Here is a 503-nt window from a genome sequence, read left to right as displayed (position 1 = left end):
TTCTGCTGTGACCTTGCCGAGCTTCTCGAAGTCGGGGCGACGCGTGCATCGACCCTGCATGTCGAACGATGCTCCGGAGTTCTCGCGATCCGGCCCGCCCGTCGAGCCATAGCCAACGCGAACCGGTGCCACGATGGCGAAGCCTTTGGCGAGCCAGTAACGCACATGTCCTTTGAGAATCGGTTGATTCATTTTGGCGCGGACCAGAGCATCGGAGGCGCGTCCGTGCTCGAAGATGAGCACAGGGAAAGGTCCGTTGCCCGACGGTTTGTACACCTCGGTGTGCATGCCGATATCGCCGCCGAAGGTGCCGGCCCCCGGCACCACGATGGACACGATTTCCGGTGAGGGATCTGCGGCAGGCGCGGGCGATGCGGCGTTGGTGGTTGTCTCGTCGGTGGCGGCAATGGCCGTCGAGATGCCGGAGAAGGGTGTCAAGGGTGCCGTCAGAAGGAGGGCGCAAAGCCATCCTCCGCAAAGTCGTGAGCGTGCGGTGAAGCGTT

The 503-nt window shown here is 63.2% G+C and carries 1 pseudogene; it reads right to left on the bottom strand.

Annotation, left to right across the window (positions count from 1 at the left end):
* Nucleotides 1-438: pseudogene (locus CDV44_RS26965) on the bottom strand (dipeptidyl aminopeptidase); the annotation flags it as partial.
* Between the last annotated feature and the right edge of the window lie 65 nt (nucleotides 439-503).

The sequence above is a fragment of the Pandoraea sp. PE-S2R-1 genome (assembly GCF_002179865.1).
GTDB lineage: Bacteria > Pseudomonadota > Gammaproteobacteria > Burkholderiales > Burkholderiaceae > Pandoraea.
The sequence above is the reverse complement of the archived record's forward strand: the minus strand, read 5'-3'. Positions and strand labels throughout refer to the sequence as shown.